Source organism: Variovorax sp. TLI9-5A (genome assembly GCF_056867935.1).
Map to the genome: position 1 here is coordinate 3,692,304 of NZ_CP200310.1, position 21,938 is coordinate 3,714,241.

The 21,938-nt window shown below is 66.7% G+C and carries 24 protein-coding genes; 5 read left to right on the plus strand and 19 right to left on the minus strand.

Annotated elements, in window-relative coordinates; genetic code table 11:
• Positions 1–53: 53 nt before the first annotated feature.
• The 14 genes from AC1VNX_RS17400 to AC1VNX_RS17465 all read right to left on the minus strand — a co-directional run bounded on the left by AC1VNX_RS17400 (position 54) and on the right by AC1VNX_RS17465 (position 11,022).
• The gene (locus AC1VNX_RS17400; RefSeq protein ID WP_483157818.1) at positions 54–968 is read right to left on the minus strand and encodes a type II secretion system F family protein; all 915 of its coding nucleotides are present in this window, start codon (positions 966–968) and stop codon (positions 54–56) included.
• 12 nt (positions 969–980) lie between these two features.
• The gene (locus AC1VNX_RS17405) at positions 981–1,973 is read right to left on the minus strand and encodes a type II secretion system F family protein (RefSeq protein ID WP_483157819.1); all 993 of its coding nucleotides are present in this window, start codon (positions 1,971–1,973) and stop codon (positions 981–983) included.
• Positions 1,974–2,002: 29 nt separating this feature from the next.
• Positions 2,003–3,379, minus strand: a complete 1,377-nt coding sequence (locus AC1VNX_RS17410; protein WP_483157820.1) for a TadA family conjugal transfer-associated ATPase — start codon at positions 3,377–3,379, stop codon at positions 2,003–2,005.
• A 48-nt stretch (positions 3,380–3,427) separates the two neighbouring features.
• A complete protein-coding gene (locus tag AC1VNX_RS17415) occupies positions 3,428–4,579 on the minus strand; it encodes a CpaE/TadZ family protein (protein WP_483157821.1) in 1,152 nt (383 codons plus the stop codon).
• A 24-nt stretch (positions 4,580–4,603) separates the two neighbouring features.
• Positions 4,604–5,038: a TadE family protein gene (locus tag AC1VNX_RS17420; RefSeq protein WP_483157822.1), complete on the minus strand. Its 435-nt coding sequence runs from the start codon at positions 5,036–5,038 to the stop codon at positions 4,604–4,606.
• The gene (locus AC1VNX_RS17425; protein ID WP_483157823.1) at positions 5,035–5,496 is read right to left on the minus strand and encodes a TadE/TadG family type IV pilus assembly protein; all 462 of its coding nucleotides are present in this window, start codon (positions 5,494–5,496) and stop codon (positions 5,035–5,037) included. The genes AC1VNX_RS17420 and AC1VNX_RS17425 overlap by 4 nt, the downstream gene beginning before the upstream one ends.
• A 29-nt stretch (positions 5,497–5,525) precedes the next feature.
• Positions 5,526–6,797, minus strand: a complete 1,272-nt coding sequence (locus AC1VNX_RS17430; RefSeq protein ID WP_483157824.1) for a pilus assembly protein TadG-related protein — start codon at positions 6,795–6,797, stop codon at positions 5,526–5,528.
• Positions 6,798–6,838: 41 nt separating this feature from the next.
• Entirely contained in the window at positions 6,839–7,015 is a 177-nt protein-coding gene (locus AC1VNX_RS17435) for a Flp family type IVb pilin (RefSeq protein ID WP_483157825.1), read from the minus strand.
• Positions 7,016–7,122: 107 nt separating this feature from the next.
• Complete coding sequence (locus AC1VNX_RS17440; protein ID WP_483157826.1) at positions 7,123–7,332, minus strand: Flp family type IVb pilin; 210 nt, start codon at positions 7,330–7,332, stop codon at positions 7,123–7,125.
• A 147-nt stretch (positions 7,333–7,479) separates the two neighbouring features.
• Entirely contained in the window at positions 7,480–7,776 is a 297-nt protein-coding gene (locus AC1VNX_RS17445) for a hypothetical protein (RefSeq protein WP_483157827.1), read from the minus strand.
• Between the two features lie 11 nt (positions 7,777–7,787).
• Positions 7,788–9,281: a type II and III secretion system protein family protein gene (locus AC1VNX_RS17450; protein WP_483161974.1), complete on the minus strand. Its 1,494-nt coding sequence runs from the start codon at positions 9,279–9,281 to the stop codon at positions 7,788–7,790.
• A 98-nt stretch (positions 9,282–9,379) separates the two neighbouring features.
• Positions 9,380–10,225 carry a Flp pilus assembly protein CpaB gene (gene cpaB / locus AC1VNX_RS17455; RefSeq protein WP_483157828.1) on the minus strand — a complete coding sequence of 282 codons (846 nt, stop codon included), beginning with the start codon at positions 10,223–10,225 and terminating at the stop codon, positions 9,380–9,382.
• 49 nt (positions 10,226–10,274) lie between these two features.
• Positions 10,275–10,859: an A24 family peptidase gene (locus AC1VNX_RS17460; RefSeq protein WP_483157829.1), complete on the minus strand. Its 585-nt coding sequence runs from the start codon at positions 10,857–10,859 to the stop codon at positions 10,275–10,277.
• Positions 10,860–10,875: 16 nt separating this feature from the next.
• Entirely contained in the window at positions 10,876–11,022 is a 147-nt protein-coding gene (locus AC1VNX_RS17465; protein WP_165909544.1) for a hypothetical protein, read from the minus strand.
• 615 nt (positions 11,023–11,637) lie between these two features.
• Here AC1VNX_RS17465 and AC1VNX_RS17470 point away from each other — a divergent pair.
• From AC1VNX_RS17470 to AC1VNX_RS17480, 3 genes are all read left to right on the plus strand, one after another.
• Positions 11,638–12,330 (plus strand): hypothetical protein, encoded by a 693-nt coding sequence (locus AC1VNX_RS17470; protein ID WP_483157830.1) that lies wholly within the window; start codon positions 11,638–11,640, stop codon positions 12,328–12,330.
• An 84-nt stretch (positions 12,331–12,414) separates the two neighbouring features.
• The gene (locus AC1VNX_RS17475; protein WP_483157831.1) at positions 12,415–13,305 is read left to right on the plus strand and encodes a hypothetical protein; all 891 of its coding nucleotides are present in this window, start codon (positions 12,415–12,417) and stop codon (positions 13,303–13,305) included.
• Positions 13,306–13,322: 17 nt separating this feature from the next.
• Entirely contained in the window at positions 13,323–13,649 is a 327-nt protein-coding gene (locus tag AC1VNX_RS17480; protein WP_483157832.1) for a hypothetical protein, read from the plus strand.
• A gap of 13 nt (positions 13,650–13,662) precedes the next feature.
• Here AC1VNX_RS17480 and AC1VNX_RS17485 read toward each other — a convergent pair whose 3' ends face one another.
• The 3 genes from AC1VNX_RS17485 to AC1VNX_RS17495 form a co-directional block, all read right to left on the minus strand.
• Positions 13,663–13,977: a hypothetical protein gene (locus AC1VNX_RS17485; protein ID WP_483157833.1), complete on the minus strand. Its 315-nt coding sequence runs from the start codon at positions 13,975–13,977 to the stop codon at positions 13,663–13,665.
• A 366-nt stretch (positions 13,978–14,343) separates the two neighbouring features.
• Positions 14,344–16,971: an AAA family ATPase gene (locus tag AC1VNX_RS17490; RefSeq protein WP_483157834.1), complete on the minus strand. Its 2,628-nt coding sequence runs from the start codon at positions 16,969–16,971 to the stop codon at positions 14,344–14,346.
• On the minus strand, positions 16,968–18,086 hold the full coding sequence (locus tag AC1VNX_RS17495; protein WP_483157835.1) for a metallophosphoesterase family protein: 1,119 nt from the start codon (positions 18,084–18,086) through the stop codon (positions 16,968–16,970). Before AC1VNX_RS17495 ends, AC1VNX_RS17490 begins: the two co-directional genes overlap by 4 nt.
• A gap of 281 nt (positions 18,087–18,367) precedes the next feature.
• Between AC1VNX_RS17495 and AC1VNX_RS17500 the strand changes: the two genes are divergently transcribed.
• The gene (locus AC1VNX_RS17500) at positions 18,368–19,033 is read left to right on the plus strand and encodes a CC0125/CC1285 family lipoprotein (protein ID WP_483157836.1); all 666 of its coding nucleotides are present in this window, start codon (positions 18,368–18,370) and stop codon (positions 19,031–19,033) included.
• A gap of 34 nt (positions 19,034–19,067) precedes the next feature.
• Complete coding sequence (locus tag AC1VNX_RS17505; protein WP_483157837.1) at positions 19,068–20,084, plus strand: S1C family serine protease; 1,017 nt, start codon at positions 19,068–19,070, stop codon at positions 20,082–20,084.
• Positions 20,085–20,149: 65 nt separating this feature from the next.
• Here AC1VNX_RS17505 and AC1VNX_RS17510 read toward each other — a convergent pair whose 3' ends face one another.
• Both AC1VNX_RS17510 and AC1VNX_RS17515 read right to left on the minus strand, forming a co-directional pair.
• Positions 20,150–20,332, minus strand: coding sequence for a hypothetical protein (locus tag AC1VNX_RS17510; RefSeq protein ID WP_483157838.1), 183 nt, complete (start codon positions 20,330–20,332; stop codon positions 20,150–20,152).
• Positions 20,333–20,459: 127 nt separating this feature from the next.
• The gene (locus tag AC1VNX_RS17515) at positions 20,460–21,194 is read right to left on the minus strand and encodes a peptidoglycan DD-metalloendopeptidase family protein (protein ID WP_483157840.1); all 735 of its coding nucleotides are present in this window, start codon (positions 21,192–21,194) and stop codon (positions 20,460–20,462) included.
• Between the last annotated feature and the right edge of the window lie 744 nt (positions 21,195–21,938).

Here is a 21,938-nt window from a genome sequence, read left to right on the forward strand (position 1 = left end):
GCCCTGCGCGCCGGCAACCGGCGCGCAGGGCTTTGTTCAATTGGCGAAAGCGCTCAGGTTCCATTGAGCATCGGCATGATCATCCGGATGATGCGGATCACCGCCGGTGTGAGGATCACCAGCGAGATGCACGGGAAGATGCACAGCACCAGCGGCAGCAGCATCTTGGTCGGCACCTTGGCCGCCTGTTCCTCGGCGCGCACATGGCGCTTGTGGCGCAGGTCCTCCGAGAACACCCGCAGCGATTCGCCGATGCTGGTGCCGAAGCGGTCCGCCTGGGTCAGCATGGTCGCGAAGGTTCCGATCTCCTCCACGCCCGTGCGCAGCGCCAGGTTGCGCAGCGACTTCTCGCGCGTGGCGCCGGCGCGCATCTCCAGGTTGGTCCAGTGCAGCTCCTGCGCCAGTGCCGCGCTCTTGACCTGGATTTCCTCCGTCACCTTGACCAGCCCCGCATCGAGTCCGAGCCCGGCTTCGACGCAGACGAGCATCAGGTCGGCGGCGTCGGGAAAGTTCTCGAAGATCTCGCGGCGGCGCGAGCGGATCATCAGGCGCAGCACCAGGTTGGGCAGGTAGCAGCCGGCCAGCGCCGCCACCGCGAGCCACAGCAGCATCACCGTGCTGTCGTCCGCCGCACCTGTCGCACGCAGGCTGACGAAGGCAAGCGCCGCAAAACCCAGCGGCAGCAGCGTCTTCATGCCGAAGTACACGAGGTAGGCATCCGGGTAGCGGATGCCCGCGTTCAGGAAGCGCACGCGCAGCGGCGACAGCGCTGCGTCGCTGGTGGGCGAAGAAAGCTGCGCGAACGGCCCGACGATCTTGACGGCCTTCTCGGTCCAGGCCGACTTGCCCGCCGGCATCGCCACCGCCTGCAGGCGCTGCTCGGTGCGCGTGGGAGAAAACCAGAACGCCAGTCCGATGACCGCCATCGACACGGCCAGGAAGACGAGGATGGGAAACAGCATGGTCATGGCCCTTCTCCTTCAGACGCGAATCTTCACGATCTTGCGCAGCAGCACGACGCCCACGAGCATCACCACCAGCATGTACTTGAGCACTGTCTGGCCGATCGGGTCGGTCCACAGCGGCGACATGAATTCGGGGTTGAACACGTTCATGAGCGCCGCCAGCGCGAACGGCATCAGCCCGAGAATCCATGCCGACAGCCGTCCTTCCGAGGACAGCACCCGCACCCGCGCGAGCAGCTTGAGCCGGTCGCGGATCAGCCGGCTGAGGTTGCCCAGCACCTCCGTCAGGTTGCCGCCCGAATCGCGCTGGATCAGCACCGACACCACGAAGTAGCGCAGGTCGGTGAGCGGCACGCGCTCGCTGAGGTTGGTCAGGGCCTGCTGCAGCGAGACGCCGAAGTTCACCTCGTCGGCAACCATGCGGAACTCGCCGGCGATCGGCTCGGCCATTTCGTCGCCGATCATCTGTACGCCGCTGGCAAACGAATGCCCCGCGCGCAGCGCGCGCGTCACCAGGTCCAGTGCCTCGGGAAGCTGTTTCTCCATGCGGGTCAGCCGCCGGCTGCGCTGGCGCTGCAGATAGAGCAGCGGCAGTACCGCCAGGCAGCCTCCCACCACCAGCGCCACGAGGAGCGACTGGTGCACCATCACCATCACGGCGAAGAAGCCGAGCACGCCCAGCACGCAGGAAATCAGCAGGAAGCTGGAAACCGTCCAGTCCAGCCCGGCCTGCAGGATGAAGCGGTCCAGCCGGTGCGCCCGCGGCAGCGTCAGCAGCAGGCGCTGCATCCAGGGCACCTCGCTGAGCATGCGCTCCTTGGCCAGATGGGCCTGCGGCGTGCGGTCGACCGCGGCCGAGAACGCCTGCAGCCTCTTCTCGATCTTGCGTGCCTCCGGCCCCTTGTAGGAGCGCCACAGCATGTAGAGCCCTTCGAGCATGAGCAGCACGGTCACGAACACCAGCACGGTGACGGTGATGAGGGTGTTGCCCCCCAGGTTGTTGAGCATGATGGCCTCCTGTTCCTTGCCTGGTCCGGTTATTCGTAGTGCTTGCCGGGGTCGAACATCGTGTCGGGCAGTTCCACGCCGTACGCATGCAGCCGCTCCGCGAACTTCGGCCTGACGCCCGTCGCATGGAAGTGCCCGCGCACCTGGCCGTCGGGCCCCATGCCGGTCTGGTGGAAGTTGAAGATCTCCTGCATCGTGACCACCTCGCCTTCCATGCCGGTGATCTCCTGGATGCTCGTGACCTTGCGCCGCCCGTCCACCAGCCGCAGCACCTGCACGATCACCGTGATGGCCGATGCGATCTGCTGGCGCACCGTGCGGTGCGGCAGGTTCAGGTTGGCCATGCCGATCATGTTCTCCAGCCGCGCCAGCGCGTCGCGCGGCGTGTTGGCGTGGATGGTGGTGAGCGAGCCCTCGTGGCCGGTGTTCATGGCCTGCAGCATGTCGACCGCCTCGGCGCCGCGCACCTCGCCGATCACGATGCGGTCGGGCCGCATGCGCAGTGCGTTGCGCACCAGCGCGCGCTGCGTGATCTCGCCCTTGCCCTCGATGTTCATCGGCCGCGTCTCCATGCGCGCCACGTGCGGCTGCTGCAGCTGGAGCTCGGCAGCGTCCTCGATGGTGATGATCCGCTCGGTCGGAGGAATGAAGCCCGAGAGGATGTTCAGCAGCGTGGTCTTGCCCGCGCCCGTGCCGCCGGAGATGAGCATGTTGACCTTCGCCTGCGCCAGCCCTTCGAGCATCTGCGCCATCTGCGGCGTCAGCGTCTTCAGGTCGTTCACCAGGTTCTCCATGCGCAGCGGAATCTTCGCGAAACGCCGGATCGACATCATCGGCCCGTCCAGCGCCACCGGCGCGATGACCGCATTGACACGCGAGCCGTCGGGCAGCCGCGCGTCGACCATCGGGCTCGACTCGTCGATGCGCCGCCCCACCAGCGAGACGATCTTGTCGATGATACGCAGCAGGTGCTTCTCGTCGGTGAAGCTGACGTTGGTCAGCTCCAGGCGGCCCCGGCGCTCCACGTAGATCTTCTCGTGCGAGTTGACCAGGATGTCGGAGACCGACGGGTCGGCCATCAGCAGCTCGATCGGCCCGAAGCCCAGCATCTCGTGCTGGATGTCGCGGATCAGCATGCGCCGCTCGATGTCGTTGAGCGCCTCGGGCTCCTCCTGCAGCAGCCGCGTGGTCATGGTCGAGATTTCCTGGCGCAGCACGTCCGGCTTCAGGGTTTCGAGCGCCGCCAGGTCGAAGCGCTCCAGCAACCTCAGGTGCATGCGCTCCTTCAGCAACTTGTAGGCGTCCGACGCAAAGGGCGACACGACCTGCTCGGCTGCATGCCCCGCCGGCCGTGCGGCTGTATCTGCATCGGTTTCGACGGCATTGAGCTGTTCTCTGAATGACATGGGGACCTGCCTTGCTGTTGAATGAAACGACTGGCTGCCAGGCACCGCTCACGCGCGGCGGAAGAGCCGCCCGATGAAGCCGGGCTCCGCCTCCTGCCGGGGGCTGAGCGTGTGCGCGATGTCCATCAGCTTTCTTGCGAGTGCGCTGCCTCGCGCCATCTCCGCCAGCGGCACACCGCGGTTGATGGACGCCTCTACCTCCTTGCCGCCGTCGGGCACCACCGTGAGCGTCGCGCCCACCAGCGAGCGACGCATGTCGGAAAGGCCGATCTCTCCGCCGCCGGCGCTGCGGTTCACCAGCAGCTCGACCTTGCCGGGTGGGTAGCCCAGCGACTTGAAGACATGCATCAGCCGCGTCACGTTGCGGATGTGCGGAAGGCTGGGCTGCAGCACCGGGAAGATGCGGTCGGCGCGGTCCAGCACGCGAATGGAGAGCGTGTCGATGCGCGGCCCCAGGTCGAACAGCACGAAGTCGTACATGCCCAGCGCGACCTGCAGGATCGCGTCGATGTGCTCGGCCTTCACGTCCATCGCGCGCGAAATGTCGTCGGGCGCCGGCAGGATGCTGAAGGTCGGCGACACCTTCGCCACGCTCGCCGCGAGCAGCGAGGCGTCGAGCCGGCCGATGTCGCGGGCCACGTCGGCCATGGTGGACGTGGCACGCAGGTCGCTCACGTACGAAAGCGCATCGCCGAACTGCAGGTTCAGGTCGACCAGCAGCACCGAGCGCTCCTTCGAGAGCTGGTGCGCGATGTTGGTCGCCAGGAAGGTCGACCCGCTGCCGCCCTTGCAGGGCATGAAGGCCACGACCTGTCCCGGTGCGCGTGCCTGCTTGCCAGCCATCTTTTGCGCAATGCGCTCCACGGCGGCCTCCAGCGCAGCCGTGTCCGCCGGTGAAGGCAGCACCTCGCGCACGCCCGCGCGCATGGCGTGGATCAGGAATTCCGGCGTCTGCATCGCGCACAGCAGCACCACCGAGATAGCCGGATGCTGCAGCGTGAGCTTTTCGACCAGGTTGAGCTCCTGCGTGTCGCAGCACATGCCGTCGACCAGCAGCAGCTCCGGTGCCGTCTTCTCGACGACCCACTGCATCCGGCTCTTGCCGCCTTCGAACAGCGACACCGTGTGCGAGCGCGCCTCCAGCACCTTGCGCATGTCCTGCAGGTGGTTGGCGTTGGGGGAAATGATGGAGATCTTCATGGTCGTGTCCGTTGCGTTGAATGGCTAGGAGCAGATGGCCGCGCTGTTCGGGTCCTTGCGCATCACCTCGCGCGGCAGGTAGGTCGAAAAGCCCGGCATCGGGATCAGCGGCGCGGTCGCGCTCGCAATCGGCGAAATCCACTGGTAGTTGAGCCCGGTGATGCTCACTGTCACGCCTTCGCAGGTCGTGGCCGTGCAGCCAGAGGGCAGCCACGCCACCGACACGGTGCTGATCTGCGGCAGCAGCGCCTTCATGCGCGCCAGCACCAGGGCCTGCTGGGCCGTGTCGTCGCACACCACCGCGTACCGGGCCCCGGCGCGCGTGGCCTCCTGGGCGGCGTTCCAGGTGAACAGCATGCGCGCGAAGTCCACGATGCCCAGCGTGAACATGAGGAAGATGATGAGGCCCAGGGCGAACTCGACCGTGGTCGCGCCGCTGTTGCGGTTGCTTCTTCTCATGATGGCGCCCTCATGCTGGCGGTGATGTCGCTGAAGGCGATGTTCCCGCTGGAGTTGGCGAAGACCACGCCCATCACCGAGGGGAAGAGCGAGTGGAAGGTGTAGCCGGTGACCCGCACCGTGACCGTCGTGATGATCGGGCTCGAACCGGCCGACTGCCAGGTGCAGCAGCTGCCGGCAGGCACGTTCGAAAGGCTCAGCCCGCGCGCCAGCGGCGAGCCGGTGCCGGCCGTGTTTCCGTACACCATCAGGTTGCGGGCCTCGGTGATCTTCGTGCCCGGCGTCTGCACCGACAGGTAGCGCACCGCGTCGCGCGTCGACTTGACCACCGCGTTGTACTCGTACATCGCGCGGCCGAACTCCGTGGTGATGAAGGTCAGCAGCAGCAGCAGCGGGATGATCAGCGCCAGCTCGACCAGCGCCACGCCTTGCTGAGTGCGACGGGATTGCTGCTTCATGGCATGTGCCCCTTTCTGCTCGTCTCTTCTCATCTCACGAGGACCGGAACCAGCGGTCCCGCAGTCCCGCCCGCCAGCCCGCTGGTGGTGCAGGGGCTGCCGGTGGCGCCTGCGTTGCCGAGGAATTCCAGCTGCGTGTCGGTCATCGGAATGCTCAGCGGCTGCAGCATCAGCATGCAGAGGTAGTCGACCACGTGGTTGCCGCCATCGATGACCGGCACTGTCACGATGCGCCGGTCGAGGCCGTACTGCATGTGGCCTCCAGCGACATTGCCCGGGTTGGCCAGCTTCTGGAAGCTGTTGAGCGACAGTCCGGTGATCGACTCGCAGCTGTTGGCGCCATTCACTTTCGTGCCGGTGTCGGCGCACGACGCGAAAGCTGCGCGCTTGGTCACGAAGTTCTGGGCGCTCACGGGAGCTCCAGTGCCGGGCGCGCCGTTGTAGGCATTGAACTTCGCAGGCCAGTTGAGCGCGGTGTAGGCGTAGCCGGTGTAGTCGGGCCGTGCCGTGCTCGGGTCGCTGCTGTTCTTGTAGACGCCGAAGCGCTGGTTCCACACGTCGGCCACCGAGGTCTGCACGCCTGGTGTGCCGACCGTGTCGCCCACCTTGGCACCGCATCGGCCGTTGAGTTCGGCCTCGGTTTCGGATGCACTGTTGCTGCCGTCGAGGTTGGCCCAGCCGATCTGGCCGCCCGTGGCGGCGTTCTGCGCCATGATGAGCGTTACCCACTCACCGACGGCGAAACCATAGTTCGGCGCCGTGCCGCCGGTCTTGGGCTTCGCAGCCACGGGAATGGGGCATGCGCTCTGCGCGCTGGCCCGGGTGGCGACGGCGCTCGCCGTGACGCTGCGGGTGGCCGGATTGTTGGCGGTGTCGCCCGAGAAGGCACCCATCGCCTTCATGAGCCAGATGTTGATGTTGGGCTGCGTGTGCACGCACTGGGCGTAGCGCGCCAGGGCGGGCGTTGTGGTGACGGCGTAGGACGCGTCGCGGAAGCTGATGTCGGCCGCGACGATCTGGCCCTGCCCACTCCAGGTACTCGATTGCATGTTCACGCGGTTGGCATTGCCGGCGGTCTGGCCGGCGCTCCTTGCGCGATCGATCGCCGTGCCCTGCCCGTCGAGCTCGCGCGCGGCGGACAGGGCGCAGCTGTCGACAGCTGTCTGCAGCTCGGTCTTGACCACGAACAGATGCCCGAAGTCCAGGGCGATGCCCATGAACCCCATCAGGAACAGCAAGAGCAGCGCGGCAGTGACGATCATTGCGCCGCGCTGGCGGCGGTGATGGCGGCAGGTGGACATGGTCGGCTCCCTGATCGAGTGGGCAACGCGGGCCGGCCGGGTCAGGTGCAGCTCGTGCCGCCGAGACAGGCCGTGACGCGGTCGATGAGAGCGCCCAGTGCGGTACCGCCGGTCAGCGCTTGCAAGGCAACCACCAGTGCGATGGAAACCACGGCGATGATCAGTGCGTACTCGACCACTTGCGCACCGCTCTCGTCTGTCAGAAATGACTTGAACATGATGATGAACCCCGGTTCGTTGTTGACGATGAAGGCGTGGGAGCGAGCGGGAAGGTCGAACGAAGCGGACCATGCGACATGGATCCGCTTCCCTCCCGAAAGACCGCCTACTGGCAGTTCGTCCCGGTCAGGCAGGTCGTGACGCGAGTGATGAAGCTCGTGAACCCGCCGTTGTTGGCCGTGAGGCCCTTCAGTGCGACGACCAGGGCGATCGAGACGACCGCGATGATCAGTGCGTACTCGACGACCTGTGCGCCTTCTTCTTCGCGCAGGAAGCCTTGGGTCGATTGGCCAATGGCCTTGAGAAAGTTTTTCATGGTTCGTTCCTTTCGAGGTTGAACGGTTGGAAATCGGTTTCGAGGAAGATCGTTGGAGGAAGACGGTTCATTGCTATTCGTGGCGCTCTCCTTTCCAAAAAGACTCGAGTGAGGTGAATCTGTGGATGCGCAAGCCCGGTGTGCGCGTCACTTCGACGCGCCGGCACCCTGGCCGCCGATCTGGCCGCCGATGTTGATGACGTTGACCGCCGGCGGCGGCGTCTTGTACGACTCGTGGTACTGGTTCATCGCCTCGCGCGCGGCGCGGCCGTCCATGCCGGTGACGGGGTCGTTTCTCTTGCCCGCCTCGGGGTTGATCGTCATCTTCCTTTTTGCGTCGCGCACCGCGTCGCCGAAGCGCGCGTCGTAGTTGGGCGTGACGGTCGAGCAGCCGGCGCCAAGGAGGCAGACGAGCGCGACGGTGGTCGTTCTGATGATGAACATGGCGGGGCTCCTCACTTGGTTTCGCTGGCCGGTGCAACCGGGGCCGGGGTGGAGCTCTCGAGGGCTCCGTTGAGATAGACCTCGGCGCGGCTGGGAACGACGTGGTTGTCCGTCGGCACCCTCGGCGATTCGGTCAGCGGACGCACCAGGCGCGGCGTGATGACGAACATCAGCTCGGTCTGCTCGTTCTGGAACTCGGTGCTGCGGAACAGCGCCCCCATCACGGGCACTTCGCCCAGCCCGGGATAGCGCTTGACCGTCTCCGTCACGTTGGCCTTGATGAGGCCGGCGATGACGAAGCTCTGCCCGTCGTTGAGCTGCACGGTGGTGTCGGCGCGCCGCACCGTGAGCGATGGCAGCACGGCAGTGACGCCCGAGACGGTTGTGAAAGGAGAGCCCGTCTGCGACAGGTCCGACACCTCGGACACCATCTTCAGGTTGACCCGGTCCCCGTTGAGCACCGTGGGCGTGAACTTGACCCCGATGCCGAACTCCTTCTCTTCCAGCGTGATGTTCGTTCCGCCGCCGCTGGCCGCGTTCTGCGCCACGGGAATGAAGATCTTGCCGCCCGACAGGAAGCTGGCCTGCTGCCCGCTGATGGCCATGATGTTGGGCTCCGCGAGGATGCGCACCAGCCCGTCGTCCTTCTGCCCGTCGATGGTCAGCGAGGTGCGGCCGATGCGCAGCGCCTGGGCCAGGCCGCCGCCGCTGCTCAGGAAATTGGAGATCAGCGAGTAGTTGTTCAGCCCGCCGTTGCCAGTGCGCGCAATGCCCACGCGCGAACCCAGCCGGTCGAGCAGCGTCTTGCTGACCTCGGCGATCTTCACTTCCAGCATCACCTGCTGCGGCGTTGCCACGCGCAGCAGGTTCACCACCTTCTTGCCATCGGCGCCGTAGGCCGAGGCCAGGCTCATCACGTCGTCGAGCTTGAGCGCGTCGCTGATCTCGCCGGTGAGCACGATGGATTTTTCGGCGCTGCGCACCTGGATGCGGCGCTCCTCGGGCATCAGCTCGCTCAGCTTGGCCTGCAGCGCCATCGGATCGATGGTGACGATCACGTCCTTGATGTAGCAGGTGCCGTCGGCGCTTTGCAGCACCACGTTCATCGAGCCCGCCTGGCGGCCCCGGAAGAACAGGTCGGTCGGGCTCAGCAGCGTCACGTCGACGTCCGCGACGCCGTCGCCGGTGTTCGCGTTGGCGGCCGGGGCGGCAGGCTGCATTCCCGCGGGCACCGCTGCCGCCGCGGCGGCGGGCACGGGTGCGCGGCTCTGCGGCTGGCCGCTGACCACGATGCGCACCACGCGCGCCTTCAGTGGAATGACCACCGACTTGCCCAGCACGGCCTGGGTCGGCTGGTCGTCGGGAATGATGGCAGTGCATCGGCGGCTGCCATTGGCGGCGGCGGAGGCGCTGCTGCTGCTTGCCGCCGCGGCTTGCGTGGCGGCGGTGGATGCGGCGGGCATGGCGCCCGCGGCTGAGGCGGTTGCCGCGACCTCGGCGCCCATGGCGGGAGCCGCCAGTGTCGCGAAGGCAGCCAGCAGGCTGGCGAGTGTTGTGGGGATATGGCGCACTTGGTGTTCCTCCTGTCGAATGTCGAACTGGTTCAGAAACAGGTCAGCGAACTGCCCGCGTGCTGGATGATTTCCACGCACTGGGAAGCCGGCGTCGCGGCGGGGCCCGGGCGATGGGCACGCGGCCGGGCCGGTGCCGGAGCAGGCGCGGTTGCCGCGACCTGCACGAGTTCCTTGGCGCCGAAGAGCTGGCCCTTGGTGATGCCGTCGGTGGCCACCGTGGTCTTGTCCATCTGGTTGCGAAGCACCAGGGACAGGGTGCCCACGCTGCGGGCCAGGTCGAGCTTCTCGGAGTCTTCCAGCGAGAGCTCGAGCGTCACGGCGCTCACCACCTTCGGCTTGGTGTCGTCGCGGTTGGCTTCCTGCGCCACCGCCAGCACCAGCACCTTCTCGAGCACGGTCTTGCTGATCTGCAGCGCCTCTTCGCCTCGGCCCTTGTCCTGCTGGGCGTTGACCATCACGTCGACGTAGTTGCCAGGCAGCGCGAAGCCCGCCACGCCCACCACGTCGTTGACGCGCACCGTCATCGCCCGCTTGCCGCTGGCGATCACCGCCGAGAGCCCACCCTGGGTGCCCACCGGCGCCAGCTTGCCCTCGATGAGCGCCTCGCCGCGCAGCACGCCGACCTTCACCACGCGCTCGTCCAGCGCCTTGATATCGGTGAACGCGCCGTTGGGCACCGAGCCGGAGGGCCAGTCGACCGTGGTGAGCATTTGCGGGTTGACGCGGCTGCCCAGTTCGATGTCGACCGCCGCCACCACGACCTTGTTGGACGCGATGCCGCCTTGCTTGGAGATCCACCCCGCCGCGTAGACGGCAGCCGCCAGCCCCGTGAGCAGGGCCAGAAGGATCAGCCCGATCGCCTTGATGTTCTTCATGTGAACCTCCGTCGCAGATGAGATGAAAAGAGAAGAGACCTTGAAGGGGCTAGACGTAGCCCAGCTGGTGCGCGAGCACTTCGATCACCGTGCCCGCCGCGATGCAGATGCCGTAGGGCAGCTTTCCGATGGACAGGCTGGCGTCGATGCGTCCCGAGGGGCGCATGCCGGCCATGCCCGAGAACATCACGCCCTGGGCGGCGTCCTTCACGTTGGCCAGCATGTGGCCCACGCGGCGCCGGTGGATCGCGAAGGCCATGGCCGCCACGCCGCCGGCAATGAAGGTGAAGAGCACCGCCATCAGCGTCTGCTCGGGTCCGATGAAGGCGCCGGCCATGGCCATCAGCTTCACGTCGCCGGCGCCCATGATCCCGATCACGTAGAACGGCACCATCGCCGCGAAGCCGATGCCCAGCCCGCCGAATGCGCTGGCGGCGCCAGCGGCGGGCGTGCGCGCGGCCAGCGTTCCGTAGACCAGCGCGAAGAGCGCGCCGCCGAAGGTCAGCCAGTTGGGAATGCGATAGGAGCGCCAGTCGCTGACGGCGGCCGTGGCGAGCAGCGCCAGCAGCACGAGCATGCGAAGGTCGGTGGCCAGCATCGCCAGCAGTTCGAGAACGGCGTCGAGTTCCTGCATGTCGGTCTCCGTGGGTTCAGGCAGTGCGCCGGATGGCGAGCAGCAGGAGCAGGCACACGACCATCACCAGCGCTCCGATGAGCGCGAACTCCATGAACGACATGCCGGCGTCTTCGCGCAGCAGGTTCATGAAGGTCGTCGGCAGCAGTGCGAGCAGTTCCATGCGTATCCCCTGGTTGTTGTGACCGGCCTGGACCGCCTCTTGCCCGGGTTGGGCTTTGGCGTTCGGCCATGGGGATGAATGTAGAAATCGGCCCGCTTTCGCACATGAGCGGAGCGCCCTTTTGTGGGGGAGTCAAAACCCCCGGCCGCGCGGCCCCGGAAGCAGGACAAAGCGCCCGGGTGTGGCGTGACAACGGACAGATGGCCGAACGGGGGGTCTGACGGCCCCGCCGCCGTCGTCCGGCGCGGCCGCGGTAGCCTGCTGCGCGGAGGCTGTTGCGAGCGTGGACACCGGGGACACCCGAAGAGCGGCCGCAGATTCGATTACTTCGATTGCATCTGGTTTCTGGCGGCCTCGATGCCTCCCCGACTACCGCGATTCCGCTTCCCGCCATCGTGTGGCGGCAGCGTTTTTCCGTCTTGCCGCAAAGGTTCGCGGCCATGCCTTTCGCCATAGCCTCGCACTACCCAGCACAGGGCATTTTTCATTGCTTCCCCGACGCAGAAACTGCACTCCGGTCGTCACGCAAGCCACTCCACACCGCGTCACAGACCGTCAGCTGATGGCCGGGTGGTCCGGCGATCGGGTTTGTTCCACATCACTCGAGGAAGCATCATGAAGAAGACTCTCATCGCCATCGCCGTGGTCCTGGTCGGCAGCGTCGCTTCGGCAACGGTCGGCAGCACCGCGGTCGCCGCAACATCCACCACGACCGGCTCCTCCAGCTCCGCTGGATCGACTGCCGCCAGCTCCGGCACGGGCAGCGCGCTGAGCTACAACTCGGCCATGTCGGGCTCGTCGGCCAACGCCAACGCCTCGGGCGGCGCGTTCGCGGTTCCGGGCTTCGCCGTCGGCGGTGCGACGGCAGGCGGCTCGGCAACGACCACCGGCCGCGTGACCAGCATGGCCGCGACAACCGGCAACGGCGTGGCCATCGGCGGTGCCAACGCTTCCGCCAATGCGACCTCGGCAGGCAACGCCAACTACTCCGCCGGCGGCGCCACGCACGTGAGCGGCAGCGCAGGCGGTGCAGCCTCTTCCACGACCAACAACACGGCAGCGACGGCAGCAGGCCCCGGCGGCGGTCTCGCCGTGGTGACCCGCACCTCGACCACGACCTCGGGCTACAACGCCTCGTCGGGCGCCATCAACGGCCCGATCAACGGCACGAGCACTTCGGCGACGGCCGGCTCCACCGGCGGCTCCTTCGGCGTCACCAACTTCGCCTTCGGCAATGCCGGCGGCTTCACCAACGGTGGCGGCACCGGCGGCACGGCTGCAGCGGGCTCGACCGCATCGGCTCCCTGAGCCTTGCGCAAACCGGTTGCTGAAACTGGAAATGGGGAGAGCGGCAAGAAACGCCCTCTCCCCGGTTCTCAAAGGAGTCGAAAAATGAAAAGACTGTTTTTCCTCGCGTTGCTGACCGTGTCCGCGGCAGCTGTTGCTCAACAGACCAACACCAACACCGGTGCGAACAACGGGTCTTCGAGTTCGGCCACGACGTCTGCCCAGGGCAACAACCAGGCGGTGACGTTTTCGAACCCGGCGAGCGTGACCACCCAGTCGACGATGACCAGCAACCAGAACGTCAACAACACTGGCGCGACGACGAACACCGTCGACTACCGCGGCAGCTACACGATCAAGAACGTGCCGTCGGTCAACGGCCCCAACCTGACGACCAGCAACGACACCTGCATGGGCAGCAGCAGTGCCAGCGCGAACGGCCCTGGCGTCGGCCTGAGCTTCGGCACCACCTGGACGGACGAGCACTGCAAGCGCCTGAAGATGAGCCGCGAGCTCTGGAACAAAGGCATGAAGGCAGCGTCTCTGGCCATGGACTGCATGGACCCGGCGGCCATGGCCGCGCTGGAGATGACCGGCACCAAGTGCCCGCAGTCGATGACGGCGGACGAGCGCGTAACGGCCTATGGCCCGCAGGCATCGGCCAGCGGGGCACCCGCCGCGCCGCCGCGTCCGGTGGCCGCAGCAACGCCTGCTCCCGCGCCCACGCCGGTGGCCGCCATTCCTCCGGCCGCCCCGCTGCCGCCGCCACCCGCGCCCATAGCGGAAGCCGTGCCTGCTCCGCAACCACAGCCGCAACAGCAGGCTGCGGCAGCGCCGGAAGAGTCCGTCGCCGTGGTCACGATGCCCGTCGTCAGCGCCACGGTGACGCCGATGGACCCGGGCGAGGTTGCTTCCATCCGCGCCGCGTCACGCATGCTGGACCAGCGGGTCGACGACATCGCGACCGCACCGCGCTCGACCCCCGCCGCGCAATGACCCGCACGGAGCGCCAAATGACCAGGACCGTACTCCTCCTCTGGCTGGCGGCCTGCTGCGCGGCAACCTCGGCGGCGCCTGCCGCCGTGCAGTCCACGCTGCGCGTCGAGCGGATGAACATGGGCAGCGGCCTGCAGAACGCGCGCGGCACCGAGAACGCGCTGCCGGTCGGCGCCCTTGGCGTGTGGCACGTGCCGCAGTACCTGCCGGGCTACCCCACGGCCGCGACCATCTGGCCGCGCGTGATCGTCATCCAGTGCACGGAAGACCTGTGCGCGGGCTACACGATCACGCCCGAGCTGGGGCGCGGCGAATATCTTTTCTTCGTGCCGGCGGGCAAGTAGCCGGCGAGCATGTTCACTGCGTGCCGCCTTTTCCAAGGCCGGCGCGCAGCGATTGCGCGGTGGCGTCCGCCGCGTCGATTCGCCGTTGCAGCTCCTCGTTGACCACACCCACCAGCGCTGCGAGTTCGGCGCGGCTCGGGTAGACCTCCTGCGTGTCGCCCACCCCTTGCTGGACGATGAGCTTTTCGAGGCACGCATATGCGCGCTGCATCGACTGAAGACCGCCGATGTCGTCGCACAGCTGCAGCGCAAGCAGCTCGGCGCTCTGTGAGGCGGAAGATTCGGAAGGGGAAGAGACGCGCGCGGAAGCGCGAGCGGATGCAGCCATGAGAGGCCTCTAAGGGTTTCGTGTTTCTGAAACCGACGCACCCGAGTCCAAGCGGGGCGGCGGCTCGACGGGTTGGACTACCGGGAAACCACTTGCGTGAAACCGGCCGGGCTCGCGCCCGCCCGTCGAGCCGCCAAAACTGGAAGCACGAACGACGAAGCCGCAGACCCTGCGGGGTGACTGCGGCTTGCGTCGCAGTAGTTTCAACGGGAGTCCAAGCCCGATCGCGCCTCTGTTTGACGCGACCGGCGCAGTATAGCCACGCCCAAACGGGGCGGCGGCTCGACGAGTTGGACTACCGGGCAACCACTGGAAACCGGCCGGGCTTGCGCCCGCACGTCGAGCCGCCAAAACTGGAAAGCAGCCTCAGGGAATGCTTCGCGCCACAACGCCCAGATCGCGCCATGCCTCGGGATGGCAGCTGAAGATCAGTATCTGGTGCCGCTGCGCGGCGTCGTACAGCACGCGCTTCATCTGCCGCAGGCGCTCCTCGTCGGTGTTCACCAGCGCGTCGTCGAGGATCAGCAGCGTCGGCTTGTTCGCTTCCTTCAGCAGGTCCGCGTAGGCCAGCCGGGCGACCACGCCCATCTGCTCGCGCGCGCCCACGCTGAGCTCCTCGAACTCGCCGCTCTGGGCGCCGCGCAGGCCCTGGCGCGTGATGCGGCCGGGCGAGAGATCGTCGCCGACCTCGATCTGCGCGCCGGGGAAAAGAATCTGCAGATAGTGGTCGAGATGCTTCTGCAGCGGCGCGCGCAGGCGCCGCGCCAGGGCCGAGCGCTTCTCGCGCAGCAGCTTCAGCAGATGGTCGAGCGCCCTCGCCCGCCGTTCGAGTTCGGCGCAGCGGCGCGTGGCGTGTTCGAGTTCGCGCTGCTTCTCCGAGGCGGCTTCTTCCTGGCCGAGCGCGCCCTTGGTTTCCAGCTCGACTTCGAGCCGGGTGATTTCGGTGGCCCGCTGGCTGTGCGCGGCCTCGGATTGCCTTGCGCTGCGCTCCAGCCGCTCCACGTCCTGCGCGAGCACCGGCAGGTTGACGGTCTGAAGGCGCTGGGCCAGTTCCGCGAGCTTGTCCTGCATCGCCGACTGCTGCGCCAGTGCGTCGGTCAACGCGCCGCCGGCTTCGGTCTTCCTGCCGGCGCGTGCGGGGTCGTTGAGGGTGGCCTTGACGGCGGCGAGTTCGTCTTCGGCGGCTTTCACCTGTTCGCGTGCGTTGCCGGCCGCCACCTTGGCGTCGTTGAGGGCAGCGGAGGCAGCCTCCAGCGCGGCGCGTGCGGCGGCTTCTTCCGACTCGGCCGAAGGCACGGCGACGCCTGCAGCCGGCGTGGATGGCATCGCCTGCAGCACCTGCCGAGCTTCCGCGAGGCGGGCTTCGCGCGTCGCCACGTCGGCGGCGAGCGTGCCGAGGCCCTTGGGGGCCAGCGCGGCCAGCACGGCTTCCGCGGCGCCGGCTTCGCCCTTGCGCAGCACCTGCTGGCGCGCGCGCTCCTCGACCGCCGCCACGCTTTCCGCGCGCAGGCCCTGCAGCAGCGCCGCGAGTTCGTCACGCGCGCGGTCGCGCTCGATGGCGAGGCTTTCGAGGTCCGCGCCGCCCGGCAGCACGCTGATTCGGCCTATGCCTTCGATCTCGATGTCAGTGCGGGCGATGACGGTCTGGCGCTGCGAGCCCGACAGCTCCGCGCCCGCGACGCGGAGCTTGGCGCCGGGCTGCAGTTCGAACTCCAGGGCCGTGGCCACCGCGTCGAGCTTCGCCTGCGCCGTGCGAAGCGCGTCCGCCCAGTGGCGCAGCCGCTTGAGTTCGCTATCCGGCACCGCGAGCGCCTGGGCCTCGGCCTGCAGGCGGGTGACTTTTTCCTGCTCGGCCTTCGCTTTCTCGTGACTCTGCGAGAGCGCGGCGAGCTGCTCGGCCAGGCTTTCGACCGTTTTCTCCTGCGCGATGCGCGAGGCAGCCTGCCGCGCCAGACGGAGGTTTTCACGCGCCTCGGCATCGGCCTTCGTCGCGGCCGCATGGCGAGGCTCCCAGGCCTGCAGTTCGCCGAGGGCCTTGGCCAGGCCGTCCTGTGTTGCCAGCAGGTTCTTCTCCCGCAGGGCGAGCGAGCCTTCCTCGCGCTCCATCGCCTGCAGCTGGGTGCGCCACAAGTTCACCTGCGCGGCGATCTGCCTGAGCGCGGCTTCCTGGGCGGTTCTTTTCTCGTCCAGGCCCCGGGCTTCGTCGAGCCGCTGCTGCGCGACGACGAGCTGTTCACGCAATGCGGCCCACGGCCGCGCGGCATCGTCGCGTTGATGGTCGCGCCGCAGATTGGAGAGGCGGTCGACGCCTGATTGATACGACTCGATGTCGGCGTGCAGCCGCTCGAGTTCGGCTTCGAGTTCCGTGCGCAGCTTGAGCGCATCGGCGTAGGCGCCGCGCGGCGTGCCGGCTGCGGGTGTCAGCAGTTCGTTGCGCTCGGTCTCCACCGCCTTGAGCACCGCGTCGCCGTTGCTGGAGGCCAGTTCGCCCAGCGATTCGCCGAGCGCGTTGCGCAGATGATCGCTGGCGAAGCCCACCGCGCTGGCGATGTCGTGCGAGGTGCCCTGCTTGATCCACAGCAGCCCCGGAATGCCCATGTGCTCGGGCGTGCTGGCGCCCTTGCCTGGAAAGCGGAAGCCCAGCAGGGCCGCCAGGTGGTCTTCGGCCACCGCGCCGTCCATGGCGCGGCCGTCGATCACGAGCTCGCAGCGCTTCTTTCCGAGGAAGGCCTTGGTGAGCCGGTAGCGCTTGCCATCGAGTTCGAAATCGACCTCGACCATCGGCGTCGCCGAGCTTTCGCCCCAGGGCCGCAGATGCTCGACCGCACTGGAGCGATGGCGCTCGAAGAATGCAGCGCGTATCGCCTCTGCGACGGTCGATTTGCCTGACTCGTTCGGCGCGGCGAAAAGATTGAGCCCGTCCGTCAGCCCGTCGATTTCGAGCGGCGCGCGGAAAAGCTTGAAGTTCTCGATGCGAAGGCGCTGCAGCTTCATGCGGCGGCTCCCGGCTGCGTACCGAGGATTCGCGCGAGCGTGAGCAGCGCGTCGCGCGCCAGTTCGGCATCGGTGCCGCCCTGCTGCTCGCGCAATGCCTGCAGCGCCTCGCCGACGAAGCCGTCGGCATGCAGTGCCTGGATGTCGTCTTCGGTCGGCTCCAGCCGCAGCGCTTCGCCTTCCCACACCAGCGCGCGGGCGCGGGCCCGGGCGGCATCGAGGGCTGCGTTCAGCCGGTTGTGCCCGGCGAGGTCGCAGCTGCCCTGGGCGCGCAACTGCAGCACGTCGCCGCTGCCGATCTGCTCGAGCTTGTGCACCAGCTCGTCGATGTCGGAAGGCACGGCCAGCCGTGGCTCCCATTGCTGCCAGTCGAACTGGCCCGTGCGAATGGGCTCGACCACCGGCAGCGCGCCGGCACCGGCGATGCCGACCAGCAGCGCCTGGCCGGAGTCGTTGGCCCTGAACCGGTCGGTCTCCGGCGTGCCGGCATACCAGGTGCGCTCGTCGATCTGCCGCGTGCCGTGCCAGTCGCCGAGCGCGAGGTAGTCGAGGCCAGCCTGCACAGCGCGGCCGGCGGCGATGGGGTTGGTCGAGTCGATGTCTTCCGAGAGGATGCCCTGCACGCTGCCGTGCGCGAGGCCGATGCGGGGCAGGCTTTCATCTTCCGGCTCGGCGGTCGCGAACCACTCGGTGAGGTCGCCATAGGTGTGGCGCTGCGTGAGCGGCGCGGGCAGCAGCGTGAACTTGCCGGCCACGGTGTGCGGCCTGGGCTCCAGGCAGCAGACGACGTTCGGCGCGATCGCGCCCAGCCGCTGAGCGCGGCTCCAGACCGATTCGCTCAGCGCGGAATCGTGGTTGCCCGGAATCAGCAGCCAAGGCCCGGTGAAGCCCTGCATGGCGTTGAACATGCGGCGGATGGTCTTGTCCGAGACCGTCTGCAGGTCGAACACATCGCCCGCGACCAGCACGGCGTCGACCTTGCGCTCGGCGGCGATGGCTGCCAGCCGCTCGACGACCTTGAAGCGCGCTTCGAAGAGTGCCGAGGCGTCGTCGGGCTCGAATTGCGAGAACACGCGGCCGATCTGCCAGTCCGCGGTGTGGAGCAAAGAAATCATGCGTCGTGGCCCTCCCTTTGCCTACCGCGTCTGCATCGTTCGTGTCATTTCTGAACAGCGAGCATCTTAGAGCGAGTGACCGAGCGGCCACGGAGCCGACCAGCGATGTAGCGCCCATGCACGGGTTTGCCGGTGGTCGCATGGCGCAGCGGTCAGCTTCCGGTAAGCAGGTCAATCATATTTTCGAACGTGACTCCGTGATGGTTGGGCCTGCGCTCCAACTGCGATCACTGGGGCGTCATATCAAATCGAGGGGAGGCCACTTCATGCGGGGAGGAATCATGCGCGCGGTGTTCCGGTGCGCGAGCCTGGCGGTCCTGTCGCTAGTCCTCGCGACGGGCTGCACGACGCCCTATGGACCAAGGGGCTTTGCCGGTGGATATGTAGAGACGCGGCTGGCCGATGACACCTACGTCGTGGCGTTCCACGGCAACGGAAATACGTCTGGCGACATGGTCTGGCGCTACTGGATCTACCGCTGCGCCGAACTGACCCTGCAACGGGGCTACGAGTTTTTCACCGTCGCTACCGCGAAGACAGCGACCTCTCCCGCAGGAAATACCCCGAAGCTCATGGCGCTCGACGAACTGGAAGACGACGCGCCGCCCCCTCCCGATACGTTCAAAGGTGGAGGCGGTGGCGGCAGCCACTCCGTTTACATCCCCGGCACCAGCGGAGGCACTGTCACGACCTGGCATGCGAGCGCGACGGTCCGGATGTTCCGCAACACGAACGAAGTCGGCGCAACCTACGCGTTGCGAGCTCGAGCCGTCGTGGAGATCCTCAAGCCCTACGTCGTCAACCAGGGGCGCGGCAGTGCTCTTTCGAAAGAGGAATTGATCGAGCGCACCATAGCCACGCCGCCCCCAGAAGCGGCGGCGTCGGCAGCCGCACGACGACGCGAGCCAGTCCAGATGAAGGATCTCGACGGCCTCATTCACCAATGAAGCGAGCCCAATGCAAATGCAGCGACGAGGCCCTATGAACTTCTTGCGATATCGGGCCGCATTCGGCTTGAGTGTCCTGTCCATCCTGCCCGTGTTTGCCCATGCGATGCCGGCCGATGAACTCTTCCGGCGTCTCGCGCCGTCGGTCTGGGTAGTACGTCCGCTGGATGCGCAGGGCAAGTCGCTGGGAACGGGAAGCGGTGTGGTGATCGAGCCCGGGCGTCTTGTCACCAACTGCCACGTGCTCGCGAAAGCGTCGACTATCCTGGTGAAACACGAGAACGTGAGCTTCCAGGCGGAGCTGGAGTTTCCCGATGTCGAACGCGACCTTTGCTCGATCAAGGTGGCGAACTTCAATGCTCCCGCTGCGCAGGTCGCACCGCTCGATACGCTGAAAGTCGGGCAAAAAATCTACACCATCGGTACGCCGTACGGCCTTGAACAGACCTTGAGCGACGGGCTGGTTTCCGCACTGCGTCGGGGCCGTGACGGAGCGGTCGAGAACATCCAGATTTCCGCCCCTATATCTCCGGGATCGAGCGGGGGCGGATTGTTCGACGAGCAGGGGCGCCTGGTCGGCATCACGACCTCCGGGCTCTCGGCCGCCGCCGGAGCGGCGCCCGCGCAGAATCTCAATTTCGCCCGGCCCGCGCAATGGATCCTTGATCTGCCCGAGCGCGGTCGCCTCGCTCTGGCGGCCCACGGAAAGCCGGCGACTACGGCGGATGCATCGAGAAGTACCCCTGCGGTCGTTGCCGCGAGGCAGCATCTCGACGCCTCAATGCTCGTCAGCAAGACCTGGAGCTATCCGCATCCGCGTGACGCTGCGACCTTCGGCAACGTGGAGCTGACGTTTTCGAGCACCCGCGTATACGCAAAGAACGCCAGATCGAGCGCGGACGGCACATGGGGAATCCGTGACGACACCATGTGCGCGAACCTGGATTCGCCCAGTTGGGGGCGCTTGTGCTTCTACCTCGTGAAGGATGGAGAAGATACGCAGTTGGTGAACGCCGTCAGCGGTCTCCGTTCGAAACTCACTGTGCGCTAAGCAGCGCCTCGCCCCAAGATAGCCAGGGCCCCGCGAGGCTGCCTGGGCGCACGCATCACTTCGCGCTAGGCCGTGGAGTCGGCGGCAGCCGAGCACTCCTGCAGCAGCGCGGCCGACTGGGTGACCTGCTCGGCGATCTGCTCGCGCAGCGGACGCCACTCGAGGCTGAACGGGGCAAGCAGAACCCACTGCATGGTCAGAGCCAGCGCGATGCCAAGAATGACGAACACCCAATGCACGAGTTCCATTGCCGCCCCTTTTCGAAGAATCAGGGCCGGAGTCTGAGCACTTCGCGGGCGTCGCGATATCGCCAATTCGGGGGATGCCGTTCGCCAGAGAGGGCCAGGGACGGCGAGAGACTGCCCCCGTGCGTACTTACCTTGCAGGCAGGTACTGGCGCGGATCGACGGCGTTGCCCCGGTAGCGGATCTCGAAGTGCAGCCTTGCGCGCGCGCCGTCGGCGCTGCCGATCTCGGCGAGCTTCTGGCCCTGCTTCACCTGCTGGCCCTGCTTGACCTGCACGGCGCGCAGGTTGGTGTAGACCGACATATATGAACCGCCGTGGTCGACCATCACCACGCTGCCGTAGCCGCGCAGCGTTTCGGTGACCGCCACCTTGCCCGCGCCGATGGATGCCACCGGGTCACCGAGGCTGCCGCCGATGTCGATGCCCTTGCTGCTGGTGCCGTTGAAGCCGGTGATCACCTGGCCCGGCGCGGGCCAGGCCCAGTCGCTGCGCCGCGATGCGGGCGGCGCGACCGGCTCCGGTGTCGAAGCCTTTGGTGGCCTGGGGCGCTCCGCGCGTTCAGGGCGCTCGGGTCGTTCGCGGCTTGGCGGCGGTGGCTCCGACGAAGCGCCGCCGCCCGGCGGAACCACGCGCAGCACCTGCCCGGCTTCGAGCTTGTCGGGGTCCTGCAGGTTGTTCCAGCGCGCGATGTCGCCCGGCGAACGCCCGGCCTTCGACGCGATGCGATAGAGCGTGTCGCCCGGCTGGACGACATATTCGCCCGGCCCCGCCACTGGCGCCTTGGGAGACGTGGAGCACGCCGCCACCATCAATGCCGCGGCAAGCACAACGCCCGCGCGCCAGTTCCTTCCTGTCACAACCACCACCGGATTCCTTCCTGGACAACCTGAATCTCGCGCTCCCGGGTGCCCCGGGGGCGCGCTCGAAGAATCCGGGAAGGCTAACAGCAGTCGCCGGGCGTTCTCCCAACTTCAGGTTTATCAGCCACGGGTAGACGGCCTGCCGGCCGCGCTCTGCAATGCGGCCGAATTGCCCGGAAGAATTCATTCGAGACGGCAATCACGGCGTATTCGAACTACATCGGGTAATAGGATGTCGCCCGATTTTTTACACTTTTCCGAAATCATATTCGGCGACTCGGTTGCACTCCTCTTGCTTTTTTCGATTTTCAGATTTTGTTTGAATATCGTTTATACGGTTACAGGCCCTGCCAATTAAATACAGTCGGCCTTGAGAGGATGTTTCATTTTTCGACGAATCTTCCGGTGCGGTTTCCGCATGGTTCAAAGGTGCGCCGGCAGCCGTAGGCCGGACCACCCGTGGAGCTGCTGCAAAGGCGCTTCTTCCCCCTGGTTCCCTCTGAATCTCCCCTTGAGTACCCCGCTTCTACCGGGCTTCGCGAGCATCCGGAGCGGGCTGTTCGACGCCCTTTTCACCGCAAACGACGCATCAGTTACCTCGTCCGGGACGATTCGGGTAGTACGTTTTAGAAATAACTTTATCCAGTTGTAACTTGAGCCTTAAGTGCACACATCGCACATGGCAAACACCCTAGGATGAAGACACCAAAAAAGCACAGGCCATCTCCTGTTCTTTCAATTAGGCGA